Origin of the sequence: Streptococcus sp. UBA632, assembly GCF_002300045.1 — a bacterium.
GTDB classification, from domain to species: domain Bacteria; phylum Bacillota; class Bacilli; order Lactobacillales; family Streptococcaceae; genus Streptococcus; species Streptococcus alactolyticus.
The window spans coordinates 31,257-49,960 of record NZ_DBPA01000029.1 but is presented as its reverse complement, the minus strand read 5'-3'; the positions used below and the strand labels follow the sequence as shown (position 1 = coordinate 49,960).

The 18,704-nt window shown below is 42.5% G+C and carries 17 protein-coding genes; 2 read left to right on the top strand and 15 right to left on the bottom strand.

Features of this window, described 5'->3' with window-relative positions; genetic code table 11:
* Positions 1-41: 41 nt before the first annotated feature.
* From spxR to metK, 4 genes are all read right to left on the bottom strand, one after another.
* A complete protein-coding gene (spxR, locus tag B3473_RS03850; protein ID WP_293674948.1) occupies positions 42-1,325 on the bottom strand; it encodes a CBS-HotDog domain-containing transcription factor SpxR in 1,284 nt (427 codons plus the stop codon).
* On the bottom strand, positions 1,318-1,872 hold the full coding sequence (locus B3473_RS03845; RefSeq protein WP_154454377.1) for a GNAT family N-acetyltransferase: 555 nt from the start codon (positions 1,870-1,872) through the stop codon (positions 1,318-1,320). Before B3473_RS03845 ends, spxR begins: the two co-directional genes overlap by 8 nt.
* A gap of 62 nt (positions 1,873-1,934) precedes the next feature.
* Positions 1,935-3,194, bottom strand: coding sequence for a UDP-N-acetylglucosamine 1-carboxyvinyltransferase (locus B3473_RS03840; RefSeq protein ID WP_154454378.1), 1,260 nt, complete (start codon positions 3,192-3,194; stop codon positions 1,935-1,937).
* Between the two features lie 145 nt (positions 3,195-3,339).
* A complete protein-coding gene (gene metK, locus B3473_RS03835; RefSeq protein WP_154454379.1) occupies positions 3,340-4,530 on the bottom strand; it encodes a methionine adenosyltransferase in 1,191 nt (396 codons plus the stop codon).
* Between the two features lie 306 nt (positions 4,531-4,836).
* On the opposite strand from metK, the gene birA reads away from it, so the two are divergent.
* Positions 4,837-5,772 carry a bifunctional biotin--[acetyl-CoA-carboxylase] ligase/biotin operon repressor BirA gene (birA, locus tag B3473_RS03830; RefSeq protein WP_154454380.1) on the top strand — a complete coding sequence of 312 codons (936 nt, stop codon included), beginning with the start codon at positions 4,837-4,839 and terminating at the stop codon, positions 5,770-5,772.
* Between the two features lies 1 nt (position 5,773).
* On the opposite strand, the gene B3473_RS03825 is transcribed toward birA, so the two are convergent.
* The 9 genes from B3473_RS03825 to udk form a co-directional block, all read right to left on the bottom strand.
* Positions 5,774-5,944 (bottom strand): DUF3272 family protein, encoded by a 171-nt coding sequence (locus B3473_RS03825; RefSeq protein WP_154454381.1) that lies wholly within the window; start codon positions 5,942-5,944, stop codon positions 5,774-5,776.
* 60 nt (positions 5,945-6,004) lie between these two features.
* Complete coding sequence (dnaX, locus tag B3473_RS03820) at positions 6,005-7,675, bottom strand: DNA polymerase III subunit gamma/tau (protein ID WP_264879530.1); 1,671 nt, start codon at positions 7,673-7,675, stop codon at positions 6,005-6,007.
* Positions 7,675-8,172, bottom strand: coding sequence for a GAF domain-containing protein (locus B3473_RS03815; protein WP_154454383.1), 498 nt, complete (start codon positions 8,170-8,172; stop codon positions 7,675-7,677). The genes dnaX and B3473_RS03815 overlap by 1 nt, the downstream gene beginning before the upstream one ends.
* Positions 8,173-8,256: 84 nt before the next feature.
* Complete coding sequence (leuD, locus tag B3473_RS03810) at positions 8,257-8,847, bottom strand: 3-isopropylmalate dehydratase small subunit (RefSeq protein ID WP_154454384.1); 591 nt, start codon at positions 8,845-8,847, stop codon at positions 8,257-8,259.
* Positions 8,848-8,859: 12 nt separating this feature from the next.
* Positions 8,860-10,248, bottom strand: a complete 1,389-nt coding sequence (gene leuC, locus B3473_RS03805) for a 3-isopropylmalate dehydratase large subunit (RefSeq protein ID WP_154454385.1) — start codon at positions 10,246-10,248, stop codon at positions 8,860-8,862.
* A gap of 43 nt (positions 10,249-10,291) precedes the next feature.
* Complete coding sequence (locus tag B3473_RS03800) at positions 10,292-10,570, bottom strand: DUF1294 domain-containing protein (protein WP_204984730.1); 279 nt, start codon at positions 10,568-10,570, stop codon at positions 10,292-10,294.
* Complete coding sequence (gene leuB / locus B3473_RS03795; RefSeq protein ID WP_154454387.1) at positions 10,567-11,604, bottom strand: 3-isopropylmalate dehydrogenase; 1,038 nt, start codon at positions 11,602-11,604, stop codon at positions 10,567-10,569. Before leuB ends, B3473_RS03800 begins: the two co-directional genes overlap by 4 nt.
* A 58-nt stretch (positions 11,605-11,662) precedes the next feature.
* Positions 11,663-13,225: a 2-isopropylmalate synthase gene (locus B3473_RS03790; protein WP_154454388.1), complete on the bottom strand. Its 1,563-nt coding sequence runs from the start codon at positions 13,223-13,225 to the stop codon at positions 11,663-11,665.
* Positions 13,226-13,546: 321 nt separating this feature from the next.
* Entirely contained in the window at positions 13,547-14,167 is a 621-nt protein-coding gene (gene udk / locus B3473_RS03785; protein WP_154454390.1) for a uridine kinase, read from the bottom strand.
* A 152-nt stretch (positions 14,168-14,319) separates the two neighbouring features.
* Here udk and B3473_RS03780 point away from each other — a divergent pair, with 152 nt between their 5' ends.
* Positions 14,320-15,402 (top strand): DEAD/DEAH box helicase, encoded by a 1,083-nt coding sequence (locus B3473_RS03780; protein WP_235280754.1) that lies wholly within the window; start codon positions 14,320-14,322, stop codon positions 15,400-15,402.
* Between the two features lie 50 nt (positions 15,403-15,452).
* Here B3473_RS03780 and B3473_RS03775 read toward each other — a convergent pair whose 3' ends face one another.
* Together B3473_RS03775 and B3473_RS03770 are read right to left on the bottom strand one after the other, a co-directional pair.
* Positions 15,453-17,096, bottom strand: a complete 1,644-nt coding sequence (locus B3473_RS03775; RefSeq protein WP_154454392.1) for a phosphoenolpyruvate carboxykinase (ATP) — start codon at positions 17,094-17,096, stop codon at positions 15,453-15,455.
* A 171-nt stretch (positions 17,097-17,267) separates the two neighbouring features.
* Positions 17,268-18,698, bottom strand: a complete 1,431-nt coding sequence (locus B3473_RS03770; RefSeq protein ID WP_293674933.1) for an NADP-dependent glyceraldehyde-3-phosphate dehydrogenase — start codon at positions 18,696-18,698, stop codon at positions 17,268-17,270.
* Positions 18,699-18,704 lie beyond the last annotated feature (6 nt).

The following is an 18,704-nucleotide window of genomic DNA, read 5'->3' as shown; positions in this document are numbered from 1 at the left end:
ACACCGAACTGGTGTAAAGGTCAAAAATAGCCCGTAAGCTCTCAGTTAATTTTCGTTGTCACCAAAGCTTTTGCGACGATTTGATTGTCCAGCAAAATTTCAAAATCAATGACAGAACTACGGCGTTTTTCCGTTATCAATCGTGGGCGAATTTCCAAGCAATCGTCAATTTGCACGGCACGCACAAAATAAAGCATGAGCTGCTCCATGACAATGTTTTTTTGGTATTTCTTGGTCAATGCCCGCACGCTAATGTCTTTGAGAAATTCGGTCAAAATGCCTTGTGAAAAATTACCCGAGCTATCAATCATGGTTGGTTCCACAGTGAAACGATAAACATCATCTTTTTGATGCAAACTAGCCAACAGCTGCTCGCTGTAAGTGTGAAGGTGAGAATGTTGGAGGTTGGGGAGGTTTTCGACCACCTGACGTCTGGTGATGACACCCAACAAGGTCAAATCTTCCGCCACAACAGGCAACATATTCAAATCTTCAAAAATCATTTTTTGGCTAATATTGGCAAGACTGGCTTGCGGTTTTGCCACAATCAAATTGCGGGACATGATGCTTTTGATGGGCGTTGCATTTTCCTTGCCCAAGACATCTAGCATACTGACCACCCCAATGACCACGTTTTTGTCATTGATTACAGGAAAACGGACATTACGCGTCTGCTTAATCATGTCATTAAATTCGCCAATGGTATCGCCTTCTCGCAAGAAACCGTAATCGTCTTTCTTTTGGTAAAATTGCTCAACGGTCGTCAAATCGCGTTTGATTTGCAAATTAGACAAGGCGTGATTGATAATGGTTGCCACGGTAAAGGTGTCATAATGGGACACCATGACAGGAATGGCCAATTCATCTGCCAAGCAAAGCACATTTTCTGAAACAGGCAAGCCACCTGTCACCAAAATGGCATTTTGCTTTTCTAGCGCCAGCAATTGAATATTTTCTCGGTCCCCAACAATCAAAAGCCCGCCTTTGACGAGGTAGTGCAAAACATTGTCACGGGTCATGGCACCAATCGTAAATTTGCTAAATTCACGGTGCAGGCCTGATTTTCCTGCCAAAACTTCCGAATCCGTGATGCGAGCAATTTCAGCATAGGTGAGGCGTTCAATACGAACGGTTGATTTTTTCTCAATGCGCACAGTACCGCTGCGTGGCTTGGTTTCCACGATGCCACGATTTTCAGCTTCTTTTATGGCACGGTAGGCAGTTCCATCGCTCACGTTAAGGTGATTGGAGATGCTGCGTACGCTAACGCGTTTCCCAACAGGAAGATTTTCCAAGTATTCCAATATTTGTTGATGCTTACTCATAACGGTAATCCCTCCTGTTCAATTGATAATCCACATAATCCCGCATTTTATGGGTGTAACGGTCGCTCCCTTTAAATCGCCTTTTTAAACAAAAACCTGATTTTTCCGCCACTTTTTGGCTGGCAATATTTTCCTTATGTGCCACAATGCGCAAACCTTGCAGCCCCAATTCTTGAAAGCTCAAAAAGCAAAGCGTTTTTAAACACTCAGTCATCAGACCCTGTCCCCAAAAATCGCGGTGCAAAAAATAGCCAATTTCAGTCGTCGCACGGCGGCTGTCCAATTTTTCAAAGCGAATGCAACCAATCATCTTGCCGCTCACCTTGTCCTCAATTGCCCAAACCCCAAGCGGCTCTTTCATAAAATAGTGAACCATGACGTAATCACTTTCGGCTTGAGCCTGACAACTTGGAAAAATAAAACGCAAATTGTCAGCATCCTGACAAATATCAAAAAAATCCAAGCGGTCTGAAAAAGCAAAAGGGCGTAAGCGGGTACGGTCGGTTTCAAACGAAGCATACCGCCCTAATTGTGTCCAAATATCCATGTCCCTATTATAACACACCTTCTTTTTAACTAATCAAAAAGAGGCTAACTCGTAGCCCCTTTTTACTCTTCAATCAATGCAATATCAGCACCCAAAGAAGTGAGTTTTTCAATGATACTTGAATAACCACGCAAAATAAATTCGACATTGGTAATTTCTGTACGGCCTTCTGCCATCAAACCTGCAATCACAAGAGCTGCTCCCGCACGCAAGTCAGATGCTTTCACCACTGTTCCTGTTAATTTGTTTGGACCTTGGTAAACAATGCGACCACCAACCGTTGAAATATCTGCACTCATTCGAGCCAACTCCGCCACATGATTGATGCGTTTTTCATAAATCGTATCTAAAATCATGCCACGCCCTTCTGTTTTCAAGAGCAAAGGTGTGATGGGTTGTTGCAAATCCGTCGCAAAGCCTGGATAAGGAGAGGTTTTCACCGTTACCGCTTTCAAGGTGGATTGCTTTTCAACAAAAATCTCATCTTCTTCAATCGTCATGCGAACGCCCATTTCTTCAAGCTTGGCAATATAACTCTCCAAATGCTCATAAAGCACGTTGGTGATGCGGATACCTTCCCCAATTGCTGCCGCTAGAGCAATATAAGTCCCTGCTTCGATACGGTCAGGAATGACTTGGTGGCGTGTCCCGTGCAGGTAGTCAACCCCTTCAATCGTGATGATATCTGTACCAGCCCCGCGGATATGAGCTCCCATGTTATTCAACAAGGTCGCCACATCAATGATTTCTGGCTCACGCGCCGCATTTTCAATCGTTGTACGTCCCTTTGCCTTAGTCGCCGCCAACATGGTATTGATGGTTGCCCCAACGCTCACCGTATCCATGTAAATGTGTGCCCCGTGAATCGGCTCACCTTCTGTTGATAGACGCATGGCTTCACCTTCATAGGAAATAGAGGCTCCCATAGCTTCAAAAGCTTTCAAATGAAGGTCAATGGGACGTGGACCTAGGTCACAACCACCAGGCAAGCCCACTGTTGCCTCACCAAAACGACTCAACAAACTCCCATAAAAGTAGTAAGACGCTCTAAGGCTATTGATTTTGCCATAAGGCATTGGTTGATTTTTAACGCCACGAGGGTCAATTTCAAGCGTATCGCCTTCTCGCTTTACCTTTGCCCCCATGATTTCCATAATCTCAATTAGGCTATCAACATCGGAAATGTCAGGAACACCGTCCAATGTGACAACGTCATCTGAAAGGATAGTAGCAGGAATCAAAGCGACTACACTATTCTTTGCACCCGAAATAGCAACTTCACCCTTTAAAGGTTTGCCACCATTAATTACAATTTTACGCATATATTCAAAACTTTCTGCTAGAATTCAACTTTATCATTTTATCACATATTATGCTGATTGACAAATCAATTGCCGCCATAAAAAGAGAAAAATATAACCTATGTTATAAAAAATCGCTGTATACATGATACAACGATTGTTTTATTTAGTCGATGGCTGCTTTTAGGGCATCCACTTTATCTAATTTTTCCCACGGTAAATCAATATCTGTGCGTCCCATGTGGCCATAAGCGGCAGTTTGACGGTAAATCGGACGTTTCAAATTAAGCATTTGGATGATACCTGCTGGGCGTAGGTCAAAGACCTGACGAACGGCTGCTTCGATTTTGTTTTCAGCAACGGTACCTGTTCCGAAAGTGTCCACACGAACAGAAACTGGCTGAGCCACACCGATAGCGTAAGCCAATTGCACCTCTGCTTTGCTAGCCAAACCAGCAGCAACGATATTTTTGGCAATATAGCGCGCGGCATAAGAAGCTGAGCGGTCAACCTTAGTGGCATCTTTACCTGAGAAGGCACCGCCACCGTGACGCGCATAACCACCGTAAGTATCCACGATGATCTTACGACCAGTTAGACCTGAATCTCCTTGCGGTCCACCGATAACAAAACGCCCTGTCGGATTAATCAAGAATGTCGTATCATCGTCTAGGTATTTTTCAGGAATAACAGCCTTAATCACCTTGTTTACAACATCTTGGTAAATTTGCTCGTTGCTAACCTCAGGAGCGTGTTGGGTTGAAATCACGACCGTATCCACACGAACAGGCTTGTCGTTTTCATCGTATTCAACCGTTACTTGAGATTTAGCGTCTGGACGCAAGTAAGTCAACTCACCTGATTTACGCAAATCCGCCAATTTTTTCACCAATTTATGAGAAAGCGAAATTGGCAATGGCATCAATTCAGGTGTTTCATCAATGGCAAATCCAAACATCAAACCTTGGTCACCTGCTCCAATCAAATCCAATGGGTCTTGATTGGCATGACCACGGACTTCAAGGGCCTCATTAACCCCTTGAGTAATGTCTGGCGATTGCTCAACCAAAGACGGATGCACCCCAACTGATTCTGCAGCAAAGCCATATTCCGCATTCGTATAACCAATTTCGGCAATCGTATCACGAACAATACGATTGATATCAACATAAGCTGATGTAGAAATTTCTCCAAAAACATGGACTGAACCTGTATAAACAGCTGTTTCTGCGGCAACGTGTGCGTCAGGATCTTGCTCCAGCACAGCATCTAAAATAGCATCTGAAATTTGGTCTGCAATCTTATCTGGATGCCCTTCAGAAACAGATTCAGACGTGAAAAGTTTACGTTCTGACATAAAAAATGTCCCCCCTTAAAAATTTTAAAAATTGCTTGATATGACACCATAAAAAGCAGTTGTTAAAAAATACCATGGCATTACTCATTTTTAGAAATACCATAGGATTTACCGTTATTTGCTAGCAAACAACGAGAGTTACAAAGTACCAATCTCCCTTTGAAAATAGGCAAGATTGTCTTATCGGGACTCATTAACCTGTTTATTGTACCATTTTTTAGCCCAAAAACCTATAGCCAGCTGAAAAAAGTACATTCTCTTAGTTGGGACTAGCCAGCCAAGGCTCAAATGTATTATACTAAAAGCATGAAAACTTACGAAAAATTGTATCATTACCTCAGCACCCATCCTGATTATGTGAGTGGGGAAGCTTTGGCACAGAATTTGGGGATTTCTCGGAGTGCCATTTGGAAAGCTGTGAAAACTTTGGAAAAAAAGGGAGTTCAGATTGATTCGGTCAAAAAAAAGGGCTACCGCCTTATTGCGAGCGACCTGCTTTTGCCTGAAGAAATTGCCAAAAATCTGCATACCCCTGTGACCTTAAATGAAGATAGCGATTCAACCCAGTTAGATGCCAAAAATCATTTAGAAACAGCCAAAACACCTCACCTTTATCTGGCTCCTTATCAAAAAATGGCAAAAGGGCGATTTGGCAGACCATTTTACACCTCTCCGCAAGGGGGGATTTATATGTCGATGCACCTTAAACCTAACGTTCCTTTTGAAGACATGAAACCCTACACGCTTATGGTTGCTTCAAGCGTGGTCAAAGCCATTTCTCGATTGACGGGCATTGACACAGACATTAAATGGGTCAACGACATCTATCTTGATGACAAAAAAATAGCTGGTATTTTGACAGAAGCTATTTCTTCTGTCGAAACAGGGCTTATCACAGATGTCATCATCGGAGTCGGCATCAATTTTTACCTGCAAGATTTTCCTGAGGATTTGGCAAACAAAGCAACTTCTCTCTTTCATCAGCCACCAAGCATCACGCGCAATCAGCTCATCACAGAAATTTGGAAGCTTTTTTTCACCATTCCCGAAAAAGATTTGATTAAAGTGTATAAAGAAAAATCACTTGTTTTGAACAAACAAGTGACTTTTATGGAAAATGACCAATTATTCTCAGGAGTCGCTACAGATGTGACCAATCAAGGGCATCTGCTGGTAACACTTGATAATGGACAGGAAAAACTCCTGCGTAGCGGTGAAATCAGCCTCTCCTCTTGGCAATAAATCAGAGGTTATTAACCACCTTATCGATAAGATAAACATGCCGAAGGTCACGATAGAGCAAAAAGCCCCAAAAGAAGGCAAATAAGTAATCCCCTTCAAACACACAATCATTTAAATAAAAAGTTTCCAAAGCACACATCAGTGCAATAAATATAAAACGACCTTTTGTCATAGGATTTACTCAGTTCCCTTCATCATATAGTAAAAGAGTTTCTTAATTGAAAACTCTTTTTTAATCGTCAACGGTTTGGATTTTTTCAGTGAGAAAATCAAACCCTTCTGGAATAAAACTGGTGTCTTGTTTTTCTTCTGGCACCTGACCTTGTTTTTGTTTCTTGAGCTTTTGAGCAAATTCTTGTCGAATGCTATCAAAATCTTTGCGTGGCACCGCTAGAATATTCGGTGAAAAGCCAGCAGCCTTGCTCAAGATATTGCCAAACATATCGTTTAAATTTGATCGTTTCATGACCTGCTCGGCATTAAAAGCAGCCTCAAAAGCCAAGATGGCATTTTCTTGATTGGCTAAAACAGGTTCTGACCCATTCAGCAAGGCTCGGTCTTGCGAGGAGATGCTGTCTAAAATCTCGTTCCAAGCCCCTTTGAGTGCATCTAGATAGGCCCTTGACGTGCGGCTATCTGCCACCGTTTCTTCCATGATTTTCAAAATCTTGCCACGGTCCACTTTAAAGGTAAAGCCTTTGGCCGTGTTTTTCCGAGTTTCTTTCGGCACTGGTGACGTCGATACCTTGGCTAATTGCTGTTTTAGGTCCTTGATTTCAGCCTTCAAAGCCTCAAACTCTTCAGAGATATTTTCTGGCAAGTCTTGGCTTACAGCGGTTTTATGCCATTCTGACAATTGAATGGTGAGCATTTCAGCATAGATTTTAGGCTGCAAGCTCGTTTTAATCTCAGGCAGGCGCTTGGTCACAAGGTCAATCATGTGAAACAAATCATCTTGTGAAACTTCCAAATTAGCTTGGAAAGTCGAGCTGTTATGCGTGTTTTCCCCACCAGATTGCACCACTAAAAGGTCCCGAAAATAATTGAGCAACTCTGTCGCAAAGCGGTTCATGCTCTTTCCATTATTAAAAATGGTTTCCAAATTAGCTAGGGCTTGGGTGGTCTGATTGGCTAAAACGTTAGCCACAAAGTCATCTAGGGCAACCATTGAAATGCTGCCTGTGATTTCTTCGGCAATGGCTAGCGACACCTGATTATCAGTGGTTAAACTGAGAGCTTGGTCCAAGATAGACAAGGCATCCCGCATCCCACCTTCTGCACAACGTGCAATCAAGGTCAAAGCGTCTGGGTCATACCCAATGCCTTCTTTCTCCAAAATCTCTACCAAATGTTCGCGAATATCCGCCAACTTAATAGCCTTAAATTCAAACCGTTGGACACGCGACAAAATAGTTGCTGGAATCTTATGCAACTCCGTTGTTGCCAAGATAAAAACAACATTTTCAGTAGGTTCTTCCAAGGTCTTTAGCAAGGCATTAAAAGCGCCTGTTGACAACATATGCACTTCGTCGATGATATAAACCTTGTAGGTTGCTCGGCTAGGAGCGTAGGTCGATTTGTCACGGATTTCACGAATTTCATCAACACCGTTATTGGAAGCCGCATCAATTTCAATCACGTCCTCAAGACTGCCATTGGTAATATCTCGGCAAATGTCACAATGGTTACAAGGTTCACCGTCAACTTGATTTGGACAGTTCATCGCTTTGGCAAAAATTTTAGCCGCACTTGTTTTACCTGTTCCACGAGGTCCTGAAAAGAGGTAGGCATGGCTAATTTTTCCCGAAGCGACCGCTTGTTTTAAGGTCGTCGAAATAACCGTTTGCCCCACCATCTCATCGAAAGTCTGGCTACGGTATTTTCGATAAAGCGCTTGATACATTATTTTTCAACTCCAAACATATCCAAATTCCAATACGATTTTTCGACAAGCAGCGCCACAAATTGTTCCAAATACTCTTGGTCAATAGCGTCATAATCATTGGTTAAACGTGAGTCTAAATCCAAAACACCAACCAATTGACCATCTTTGACCATTGGCACAACGATTTCACTCATTGCAGCTGAATCGCAAGCAATGTAATTGGCGTGTTTGGTAACATCAGCCACAATCATCGTTTCTTGTTTGGCTGCAGATTCGCCACAAACCCCTTTTCCAAGGGCAATGTGAACGCAAGAAACCCCACCTTGGAAAGGCCCAAGGAGCAATTCTTGACCGTCAAACAAGTAAAAACCTGTAAAAACAGAGTTTGGCAAGGTCATATTCAGCAAGGCACTGGCGTTTGATAAATTTGGCAAAAGGTTTTTCTCGTTAGCAAAAAGCGCTTGTGCTTGCGCCAACATCATCTGATAGTTTTCAATTTTCTGTGTCTTATTCATAAGCTTTATTATACCAAAAAATGGACGGACCGTCATATTTCTAAAATGCATAAAAAGAAAAGAGGGTTGATTTCCCTCTTGCGTTTATTGCCAGTAAGTCGGACGTTTAGCCTCATAATCGGCAATGAGTTGCTCATATTGAAGCGTAATGCCGATGTCATCAAGTCCAAGAACCAATTTGCGTTTCCATTCTCCGTCAATGTCAAAAGGAAAAGTCCCTGCAGAGCATTGAATCACTTGGTTGGGCAAATCAATTGTTATCTCTTCTCCTGCTGGCAATGCCGCCAGTGTTTCTCGAACCTCTAGAGGCTGAACAATAGGTAGCATCCCGTTTTTCAATTCGTTATTATAGTGAATATCTGAAAAAGAGCCTGCGATAACGCAACGAAAACCATAATCTTCCAAGGCCCAAGCCGCGTGCTCACGCGATGACCCAGAGCCAAAATTATCCCCTGTAATCAAAATGGTCGCCCCACGGTATTCAGGCTTGTTGAACACAAAATCAGGATTTTCATCGTAGTTGTCATTGAGATAACGCCACTCAAAAAGCAAATTTTTCCCAAAGCCTTTTTTATCGACCGCTTTCAAAAATTGCTTGGGAATCAGCTGGTCGGTATCAATATTATCGTTCATCAAAGGAACGGATTTTCCTGTGTAAACGGTAAATGTTTCCATGTTTTTTCTCCTTTACTGAACTTCTGCGAGCTGGCGAACATCAACAAATTGGCCTGCAATAGCTGCCGCTGCCGCCATGGCTGGACTGCACAGGTGCGTTCTAGCCCCAAAACCTTGTCGCCCTTCAAAATTACGATTGCTGGTTGATGCACAATGCACCCCTTCTGGAACGTGGTCTGGATTCATGCCGAGACACATCGAACACCCTGGTTCTCGCCACTCAAAGCCAGCTTCTTTAAAAATAACATCAAGCCCCAAGCGCTCTGCCTCTTGTTTGACAGGACGTGACCCAGGAACAACGATAGCGGTCAAATTGGGTGCGATGTGTTTGCCTTTGACAATTTTAGCGGCTAATTCAAGGTCTGACAGGCGGGCATTGGTACAAGACCCAATAAACACATAACCTAAATCAATATCTTCTGCCTTATCGCCAGGCTGCATTCCCATGTAACGATAAGCGCGCTCGTCATTGATGTCTTTAATGGCTGGGAAAGGTTGCCCAAAGGCAACGCCCATTTCTGGATTGGTGCCCCAAGTCACCATCGGTGCTAGTTCTGACACATCAATGGTAATCACCTTGTCATAAGTCGCGTCAGGGTCTGAAACCAAGTTTTTCCAATCTGCGACAGCTTCTTCAAATGCTTCCCCTTTTGGTGCGGCTTCTCGTCCTTTGACATAATCAAAGGTTTTTTGGTCAGGATTCATCAAGCCCATCTTAGCCCCAAACTCAATCGACATATTGGCAATGGTCATGCGTTCGTCCATCGATAAGGCATCAATGGCTTCCCCGCAATATTCAACCGCATAACCCACACCAGCATCAACACCGTATTGAGCAATCAAAGCTAGAATAAAGTCTTTTGAATACACCCCTCTTTGCGGTTTTCCGACAAATTCCACCTTCATTTTTTTAGGTTTTACTTGCCAAATACATTGCGTGGCAAATACGTGCTCTACTTCTGAAGTCCCAATACCAAAGGCAATCGCTCCAAAAGCACCGTGTGTCGCCGTGTGACTATCCCCACAAACGATGAATTTTCCTGGCTGACTGCGACCTATTTCAGACCCAACCATGTGAACAATTCCCTGACGTTCGCTGCCGTGCGTCGCCGCATCAATACCAAATTCCGCAACGTTTTTAGCCAAGGTATCAATTTGATTTTTAGAAATCAAATCACGAATGTTAAAAATATCCACCGTTGGCACATTGTGGTCTGTTGTTCCAAAGGTTAAATCTGGACGGCGCACCTTGCGACCTGCATCCCTCAGCCCTTGAAAAGCCTGCGGACTAGTCACCTCATGAATATAATGCTGGTCAACATACATGAGTTGCGGCTCGCCCTCTTTTCCTGTCACCACATGACGCTCCCAAAGTTTATCAAAAATTGATTTTCCGCTCATTTCAACCTCCACTTTCCTTTATTACATTCCCTTTAAATATCCCTTATCGCCATAGCCAGACAAGCCAGTACAAAAAGGCTATATCTCCTAACAAACCCAAGTACCAAACCAGTCTGAAATACCTGTTTCGTGTCTTGTGGCGAAAGACTTTTCCACCTAGAAAGGCGCCTATTCCTCCCAAGAAAAGACTTTCCAAAAGCAAGGTTTTCTCTGAAATCCGCCAAGAACCACGCCTTGCCCTCCTCTTATCCAAACCATAGCTGGCAAAAACGAGGCTATTCCACAACACAAACAGGAGAAAAACAACGGCTTTAGTGCTCATAGATTGGCAATAATCGCGGCGGTCATATCAGCCGTTGAAGCCGTTCCACCCAAATCTCGTGTCAAAATCCCTTGATTGAAAGTCTTATCTACCGCATTTTCAATCAATTCTGCTCCAGCCACTTCGCCAAAACTCTCACGCAACATCATGGCAACAGACAAAATCATGCTAACAGGATTGGCAATGCCCTGCCCTGCAATATCTGGCGCTGAGCCATGAATGGGTTCGTAAAGGCTTGGCCCTTTGTCCGAATGGCTGGCTGATGGCATCACGCCCAAAGTTCCAGGCAAAACGCTGGATTCGTCAGACAAAATATCCCCAAAAAGATTTTCCGTCACCACCACATCAAAACGCGACGGATTGGTAATCATAATCATGGCTGCGCTATCCACCAATTGGTGTTCCAAGGTAACGTCTGGAAATTCTGTGGCTACTTCTTCAGCAATCTGGCGCCACAATTTAGACGTTGCCAAAACATTTTGCTTGTCAATGCTGGTCACTTTCTTGCCACGAAGTTGTGCCAATTCAAAAGCCTTGCGGATAATGCGACGAATTTCATGAGCAGAATAATCGTTAATATCACGGGCAGAATCGTCATTCAGCTGGTGTTCACCAAAATAAATGCCCCCCGTCAATTCACGCACCACTACAAAATCAACACCGTCAATGCGCTCTGGTTTTAAAGGCGACAAGTGTTTCAAAGCATCAAAAATCCGAACAGGACGGATATTGGCAAACAGTTGCAATTCCTTACGAATGGCCAATAAACCTTGTTCTGGACGAACTGGAGCCTTGTCATACTTAGGACCACCGATAGCAGCCAGTAAAATAGCATCCGCTGACTTGGCAGCTGCCAAGGTTTCTTCAGGAAGTGGATGTCCCACAGCGTCAATTCCTGTACCGCCAAATGGCTTGGCATCAATCTCATAAGCAAAATCAATTCTTGCAGCAACGGCTTTAAGAACTTCCAGACCTGCTGCCATAATTTCTGGACCGATACCATCACCAGCAAGTGTCACAATTTTTTTTGTCATAGCTAAACTCCCTCAGTCAAGATTACCCTTTTTGTTATGGCTGATTTGTTATGGCTGATTAGTTTGTTGGCAAATCACGAAATGAAATGACTTGACCAATTTCACCCATATTTTCTTTTTGAACAAGCGTGTTGGCATTAATGTAAGCCAGCGCCCCAGCTTTCAACACATCAAAATCAATTCCTGACGCATTGAAAATAGTGCCTGTATCTGTATTTTCAATGGAAACTGACACACGCGCCTGAGAATCAATGCCATCAGTCACAGCGTCCATGGTGTAGCTAAGCAGACGCACATTTTGGTGGAAGAATTTATCCACAGCATTGTAAATAGCTTCAACAGAACCTTTACCGTCAGCAACAACCTCAACTTCATCAGCGTCAGCATTGGCCATCACAACCGCCGCTGTCACCGTATCGTCCGTATTTGACGTTAATTTCAAATCGCCAAAATGGAAGCCTTCAGGATTTTCAATTTCCGTACCTGCCACCAAGGCTCTGATATCGTCATCGGTAATCTCATTTTTCTTGTCTGCCAATTGTTTAAATTTCGCAAAAAGTGGAACGATTTCAGATTCTTCAAAGGTTAATTCCAGCTCCTTTAATTTTTCAATGAAGGCATGACGACCTGATAATTTTCCAAGTGGAAGCGAATTGTGCTTGACGCCGACCAATTCAGGAGTGATGATTTCATAGGTTAATGGGTTTTTAAGCACACCGTCTTGATGAATACCTGATTCATGAGAGAAGGCATTGCCACCCACCACAGCTTTATTTTTAGGAATCGGAATACCTGAAAAACGCGAAATCAATTCTGACGTATTAACCGTTTCATTTAACACAATATCAGACGTGGCTTGATAATAATCTTCGCGAATGTTGAGAGCTACAGCCACTTCTTCCAGAGCTACATTACCAGCTCGTTCTCCAATGCCATTGACCGTACCTTCCACACGCCCAGCACCGTTTTTAATAGCTGCAAGGGTATTTGCCGTTGCCATGCCAAGGTCATCGTGACAATGCGGGCTAAAGATAATCTCACGGTCTGAGGCCGTATTTTCAATCAAATATTTGAAAATATAGCCGTATTCTTCGGGTGTGGTGAAACCAACTGTGTCAGGAATATTGATATAAGTTGCTCCAGCATCAACCGCTGTTTGAACCACTTGCAGCAAGTAATCCAGTTCTGTTCGTGTCGCATCTTCTGGCGAAAACTCCACCACCTCAAATTTGCTACGAGCATAGGTCACGTGTTCCTTGATAATTTCAAGAATTTCCTCTTTAGATTTTTTCAGTTTGTATTCGCGGTGAATAGGACTGGTCGCAATGAAAACGTGGCATTGTGGGTATTTCGCATCTTTTAAGGCTTCATAGCAAGCATCAATATCTGATTTTACCGAACGTGCCAAACCAGACACAGCTGTTTTTGTCATGACTTGGGCAATTTGACGAACCGCTTCAAATGAATCAGGACTTGCAGCTGGAAAACCTGCTTCGATAGACGCAATCCCCCAGCGTTCCAATTGCTTGGCAATCGCCACTTTTTCCTTAATGGAAAAATTAACACCTGGGGTTTGTTCCCCATCACGAAGAGTTGTATCAAGAAATTCAATAGAACGCATAAAAACCTCTTTCTAAAAACGTGCACAATCACGAATAAACTAACTAAAAAAACATCTCACTATCCAGCGAGATGTTTTTTCCCGCTTGGTAAGCCAAACAGGACTAATGCTTTCCTGCTGCATTAGCCCCCCTGTCGCAATAGCAAAACTGTCATTTCTGCGAATACCATCGTTTGACTTCCTTTCAATGTTTTTCTTTTTTAACATCATACCCCTTTCTAAAATAAAAGTCAACAGAATAATCAAAATAAAATAAATTTTCTGACTTTTTACTGCAAAAAAAGACAAACACAACAGGTGCTTGTCTTAACTATTAATATATTACTCCAAAATGGTTGAAATTTTCGTGTTAATCAAATCGATAGCCACAATGTTAGATGCCCCTTCTGGGATAATCAAGTCCGCATAACGTTTTGTTGGCTCGATAAATTGGTGATACATGGGTTTCACCACAGAAGTGTATTGGTCGATGACGCTATCAAGGCTGCGACCTCTTTCTTCCATATCACGTTTAATACGACGAATAATGCGAATATCGTCATCAGTATCCACAAAAATTTTAATATCCATCAACTCACGCAAGCGTTTATCTTCAAGCACCAAGATACCTTCCACAATAAAGACATCTTGGGGTTCTTGGCGGTAAGTTTTTTCACTACGTGTATGCAAGGTGTAATCGTAAATCGGAATATCCACAGGACGACCAGCAATGAGTTCATTGATGTGTTCAATCATCAAATCTGTGTCAAATGCTAGTGGGTGGTCATAATTGGTTGTCACACGTTCTTCAAAAGTCAAATGGCTTTGATCTTTGTAATACGAATCGTGCTGAATCATTGAAATCTTTTGGTCTGTGAAATTAGCCAAAATCGCTTTTGAAACACTGGTTTTTCCGCCACCAGATCCACCAGTTACACCGATAATAATAGGTTTTTTACGCATTTACTACTCCAAAACAAATATATTCTTATCTATTCTACACTATTTTTGTTATTTTTCAACTATTGAAAACTCTTACTTGGCCTTGAAATCCAAAAAGATACCCTTTTCTATGGTATAATGGGATAAAGATTACACATTAGAAAAGGCATGCTATGATTTCACAATTTCCAAATGTCTGGCAAGACCAACTTGCCAAGGCACAAATAACTGAACTAACCGCTATTCAACAACAGGTTTTTGAGCCCATTTCACAAGGGGACAATGTGCTTGGAATTAGCCCAACTGGTACAGGAAAAACTCTGGCTTATCTCTGGCCAGCCTTGTTAAAACTCAAACCAAAAAAAGCGCAACAACTCTTGATTTTAGCCCCAAATACTGAATTAGCTGGGCAATTGTTTGACGTGACCAAAACATGGGCTGAGCCGCTAAATCTAACCGCACAACTCTTTATTTCAGGTTCTAGCCAAAAACGCCAAATTGAACGCCTGAAAAAAGGGCCTGAAATCCTCATCGGAACGCCGGGCCGTATTTTTGAATTGGTTAAACTCAAAAAAATCAAAATGATGTCTGTGGATACGATTGTTTTGGATGAATTTGACGAGTTGCTTAGCGATTCTCAGTACCATTTTGTAAACAGCATCGTGCACCGAGTACCACGTGACCACCAGATGATTTACATGAGTGCGACTAATCAAGTCGATGTGGATGCCTTAGTGGAAAACACCATTTCCATTGATTTGTCAGAGCAGAAACTCGACCAGATTGCTCACTACTACATCACTGTTGGTAAACGCGACCGCCTAGATTTATTGCGTAAATTCTCCAATACTCCTGATTTTCGTGGTTTGGTCTTTTTCAACAACTTATCTGACCTAGGAGCTGCTGAGGAACGTTTGCAATTCAACCACGCTTCGGCGGTATCACTGGCTTCTGATGTCAATGTCAAATTCCGCAAGGTCATCCTTGAAAAATTCAAAAACCATGAGATTTCACTGCTGTTGGCAACAGATTTAGTAGCACGAGGCATTGATATTGACAACTTAGAATGTGTCCTGAATTTTGACTTGGCTCGTGATAAGGAAACCTATACCCACCGTGCTGGACGAACAGGGCGTATGGGCAAGGCAGGTGTGGTTATCACGTTCATTACTCATCCTGAGGAACTCAAAAAACTGAAAAAATACGCATCTGTATCAGAAGTTTACCTCAAAAATCAAGAACTTCATCTCAAATAAACACAATACCGCCCCAAACCTTGGAGGCGGTATTTTTAAAACGTTTCTTATCATTTCAACTGATTAATCACTTTTTCCAAGCGAGAAATGGCTTCAACAGGTAGAGCAAATTTAGGATAATTTTGATTGAAAGAGAGCAAGAAATTCAATCGAATTTGCATCCGTGAACGAATGATTTGCTTGTACTGATTATCAAATGGATGAATAGGAAAATTCTCTAATTCTAAATATTCAAAATTTTCAATCTGGCCAAAAGGTTTAAAAACCGCTCTGCTATCCACAATCTCTTCAATGGAGGCAATAGATGTTTCCTTAGAAATATCTTCAGACAGGTAAGAACCTGTATTGATAATATAACAATCCACGCCACCTGAAAATAGCGAACGGAATTTTTGGTAATCTTCTACCAGCGGATAGACCCTGAAAGGATTGGCGAAAGGCTCTATCACCAGTGTTTGCTTGCCACTTTCGATATTCTCAGCACTTGAGCGCTTCGTCATCAAGGTGCAGCCCATCGTTGCTGCCATAATGGGGTCATTGATTTTCATGAGAGGCGGTAGCGAGCCGTCTTTCATAATCCAAAAAATAGCGTTAATAGGCTCTTTGACAACATCCACACGATTTGGTGTCGCAAAGCGTGACTTGACTGTTCGCCCATTGCCATTGCGGATATCTTCGGTCATCAATTTTTTCCGACCATTATGGTCCAAGGTCACCCCACAATTTTGCACCGTTACAAAGAAATCTTGCTCGGGATGTCCCGTTGGGTAATCATTGGTTTTATCAAAATAAGACGGTTCTAAGGCGATAGATGAGCCATCTTTTTCAGAAATGATAAAAGCATCGTCGTGCAAAACTTTGATGTCGTATTTTCCATTATGCTTAGCGTGGGTCAAAGTCGATTTACCAGAACCAGACAAGCCAAAAAAGGATGCGACGTAATGCTGCTCGATATCTTTTCGTTGGAACATTTTCAAGCCACCATGGCAAGAAACGTATCCATTTCGTGCAGCCGTTCCCCAAGCCAAGGTCAAAGTGGCTTTTTTCAATTCTCCAAAGTAGTTCAATCCCAAAATCGCCACACAATTGTGATTGGTATCAAAATAAGCCAAACCATCTGGATAGTCAGGATGCGACCATTTAGGGTCAAAAAAGACAAAAATATCATCTTCGTCATACCGTTTGGAAACCTTCAAACGGTTTTTAAATTCCTCATCCAAAATTTGAAAATTCAGCAACCAAGAGTAGAGATTATTGATTTCTTCTTCCGGCACCATCAAGTGGGCACGCACCATGAAATCCTCCTCTAGGCCCACGATAGCATCTGCCTTGTAAAAGGTGCGGCTATGTGCTTGATACACCGCACTTCTCACAATGGATAAAAGCCGTTCATCTTCTTCGGCATCCCTCCCATAAATGCGGCGCGCCTTAGCTGTTCGACCAACAATTGCCCCAGAATTTGTCAATAAAACCCGAGCATATGAGGGTAACCCCAACTCCTTGGTATGAATGACAGGCATATCTAAAATCACTGTTCCAGCAGCATTGGACGCCAACTGGTAAGCCTCCTCTAGAGTCTTGATAGGGTGCACTTGGTTTTCATAAAAAGCCGTTTCGACAATAGTTTTTAACGCAGAAAAATAAGGACTTGCTTTACGCATCTCCGATGTTGAAAATTGATTACGTGTGACCATTTTACACCTCCTATTGTATGGTAACCCTATTCTACCACAAATGTATTCGTTTTCACAATAAAAAGTGCAATATTCTGTAAAAACGAAAAAAAGGATCACCTTTTCCATAAAATGATGATTCTTTTCACAAACAAAAAAGGGCGGAACGCAAGCGTTCCAACCCTCATTCTTTTATTTTGCAATATCGAAAACAGTTGATTTAACTTTTGTCATGGCTTCGATAGAGTATTTCACACCTTGTGTTCCAGCACCAGATTTCTTAGCTCCAAGGAATGGGAAGTTATCGGTACCACGTTGTGTCTTGTTGTTAATGTGAACAGTACCAACTTCTAATTGTTCTGCAATCTTGAAGGCAAGTGGGAAGTTGTTTGTGAAGACTGCTGCTTGAAGACCGTATTCTGATTGGTTTGACAAATCAATAGCTTCTTCAAGTGATTTCACACGGATAACTGGAAGAACTGGACCAAATGGTTCTTCCCAAGCCAAGCGCATTTCAGGAGTGATGTTATCAAACAAGACTGGGCTGATAAGGTTACCATCACGTTTGAAGGCAATCACTTCTTTAGCACCTTTTTCTTGAGCGTCTTTAACAAGACCTTCTACAAAGTCAGCTGCTTTTGTATCAATCAATGGTGTGATGTCTGCATCTTCTTCAGGCATACCAACTGTTAATTTTTCAACCAAAGCAGATACTTTTGCGACCAATTCATCAGCAACGCTATCCATAACGAGGACACGTTTAACCGCTGTACAACGTTGACCTGAATAACCGTAAGCACCAGCAACGATGTTTTTAGCAGCCAAATCAAGGTCAGCATCTTCAAGAACGATAGCTGAGTCTTTTCCGCCAAGTTCAAGCATGATTGGGCGCATACCAGCTAATTTACCGATGTGTTCACCAACAGGAGTTGAACCAGTGAAGTTGATGTAGTTAACAGCTTCGTGTTCTACAATGTAGTCACCGATAACAGAACCACGTCCTGTAATTGTGTTGAAGACACCAGCTGGAAGACCTGCTTCAGCAAAGGCTTCAGCCAAAAGCAAACCTGAAATAGAACCTTGCGTTGGTGGTTTAAGGGCAACAACGTTTCCTGAAATAAGGGCTGGTGCAATCTTAGAGCCAGCAAGGTTGATTGGGTAGTTAAATGGTGAGATAGCAAGCACTAGACCAACTGGTTCGCGACGAACAACAGCGATTTTTTGTTTGCTTGCAGCTTCAAAGCTACCACCTTCAAGCACTTCACCTTCAAGGCGAACACCTTCTTCAGCAGCATAGTGAATGATTTCGGCTGTACGAATAACTTCGCTAACAGCTGATTTGTAGCCTTTAGCAATTTCTTTTGATAATACCGCACCAATTTTTTCAGCATCACGCTCTAAAATATCAGCAGCTTTGTGAAGGTAAGCCGCACGTTCAACGTATGAAAGCGTACGCCATGCTTTTTGAGCAGCTTTAGCAGAAGCATAAACATAATCTACTTCTTCTTGGCTCATAGCTGGCACAGAACCTAGTTCTTCACCTGTTGCTGGAGCATAAATAGTGATTTCTTCTTGAGAAAGTTTCCATTCTCCATTAACGTAATTTTTGTATTGTTTGGTCACGTTCTT

What these genes read in the sequence shown, in the direction of transcription:
- spxR (WP_293674948.1), bottom strand. Translation starts at nt 1,325, where the DNA reads ATGAGTAAGCATCAACAAATATTGGAATACTTGGAAAATCTTCCTGTT.
- B3473_RS03845 (WP_154454377.1), bottom strand. Translation starts at nt 1,872, where the DNA reads ATGGATATTTGGACACAATTAGGGCGGTATGCTTCGTTTGAAACCGAC.
- B3473_RS03840 (WP_154454378.1), bottom strand. Translation starts at nt 3,194, where the DNA reads ATGCGTAAAATTGTAATTAATGGTGGCAAACCTTTAAAGGGTGAAGTT.
- metK (WP_154454379.1), bottom strand. Translation starts at nt 4,530, where the DNA reads ATGTCAGAACGTAAACTTTTCACGTCTGAATCTGTTTCTGAAGGGCAT.
- birA (WP_154454380.1), top strand. Translation starts at nt 4,837, where the DNA reads ATGAAAACTTACGAAAAATTGTATCATTACCTCAGCACCCATCCTGAT.
- B3473_RS03825 (WP_154454381.1), bottom strand. Translation starts at nt 5,944, where the DNA reads ATGACAAAAGGTCGTTTTATATTTATTGCACTGATGTGTGCTTTGGAA.
- dnaX (WP_264879530.1), bottom strand. Translation starts at nt 7,675, where the DNA reads ATGTATCAAGCGCTTTATCGAAAATACCGTAGCCAGACTTTCGATGAG.
- B3473_RS03815 (WP_154454383.1), bottom strand. Translation starts at nt 8,172, where the DNA reads ATGAATAAGACACAGAAAATTGAAAACTATCAGATGATGTTGGCGCAA.
- leuD (WP_154454384.1), bottom strand. Translation starts at nt 8,847, where the DNA reads ATGGAAACATTTACCGTTTACACAGGAAAATCCGTTCCTTTGATGAAC.
- leuC (WP_154454385.1), bottom strand. Translation starts at nt 10,248, where the DNA reads ATGAGCGGAAAATCAATTTTTGATAAACTTTGGGAGCGTCATGTGGTG.
- B3473_RS03800 (WP_204984730.1), bottom strand. Translation starts at nt 10,570, where the DNA reads ATGAGCACTAAAGCCGTTGTTTTTCTCCTGTTTGTGTTGTGGAATAGC.
- leuB (WP_154454387.1), bottom strand. Translation starts at nt 11,604, where the DNA reads ATGACAAAAAAAATTGTGACACTTGCTGGTGATGGTATCGGTCCAGAA.
- B3473_RS03790 (WP_154454388.1), bottom strand. Translation starts at nt 13,225, where the DNA reads ATGCGTTCTATTGAATTTCTTGATACAACTCTTCGTGATGGGGAACAA.
- udk (WP_154454390.1), bottom strand. Translation starts at nt 14,167, where the DNA reads ATGCGTAAAAAACCTATTATTATCGGTGTAACTGGTGGATCTGGTGGC.
- B3473_RS03780 (WP_235280754.1), top strand. Translation starts at nt 14,320, where the DNA reads ATGATTTCACAATTTCCAAATGTCTGGCAAGACCAACTTGCCAAGGCA.
- B3473_RS03775 (WP_154454392.1), bottom strand. Translation starts at nt 17,096, where the DNA reads ATGGTCACACGTAATCAATTTTCAACATCGGAGATGCGTAAAGCAAGT.